This is a genomic window from Stenotrophomonas sp. INTA L402-1 (genome assembly GCF_059295135.1).
Genome location: NZ_JCAFWP010000162.1, coordinates 1 through 619 on the forward strand (window position 1 = coordinate 1; position 619 = coordinate 619).

Consider the following 619-nt stretch of genomic DNA (forward strand, 5'->3'; position numbering starts at 1 on the left):
ACCTCTGGCTGGCCGAGCAGATGGATCACGGTAGCCTGGTGCTGGAGCGAGGCGTGATGAATGCCTCCCCCCTGACGTTGCAGTTTGACCGCGTGTTACGCCGGGAAAGCACGCAGTGGGCCAACGTGGTGATCATGTTGCTGAACGAGCTTTCATTACCGGTGACCACTTGGACGCTGAGCCATGCCCTGCCGGTGCGCTGGCAGATGGGCGATTTGGATGCCGGCAGTAACCAGGTGCTCATCAACACACTTGAGCTGCGCTACCAGGATATGCGCATGCTGGGGATAAAACTATGACCGTCGAAATTCGTGAGTTGATCGTCCAGGTTGAGGTTACCGAGCCGGCCCCTCCTGCTCCGTCCTTGCCGTTTGCGCAGCACCGTGAGTGGGACGACGAGCGGTGGGTGGAGAGGATTAAACAAGAGGTGCTGGAACAGCTGCTTGAAAGGGGGCGTCAGTGAGCTTACTTGAACGGGGGCTGTCAAAGCTGACCCTCAACGCTTGGAAAGATCGCGAAGGGAAAATCCCTGCGGGCAGCATGAGCGCGATGTATAACCCAGAGAATATTCAGCTGGATTATAAGACGCAGTTTGACACCGAAGACACTATCAACACGG

The 619-nt window shown here is 56.9% G+C and carries 2 protein-coding genes; both read left to right on the forward strand.

Annotated elements, in window-relative coordinates; translation table 11 throughout:
* Nucleotides 1–299 (forward strand): phage tail protein (locus AC5O77_RS22100; RefSeq protein WP_494507209.1); only part of this gene is annotated, 299 nt, incomplete at its 5' end.
* Nucleotides 296–463: a DUF5908 family protein gene (locus AC5O77_RS22105; RefSeq protein WP_371902373.1), complete on the forward strand. Its 168-nt coding sequence runs from the start codon at nucleotides 296–298 to the stop codon at nucleotides 461–463. The genes AC5O77_RS22100 and AC5O77_RS22105, both read left to right, overlap by 4 nt.
* The last annotated feature ends 156 nt before the right edge of the window (nucleotides 464–619 follow it).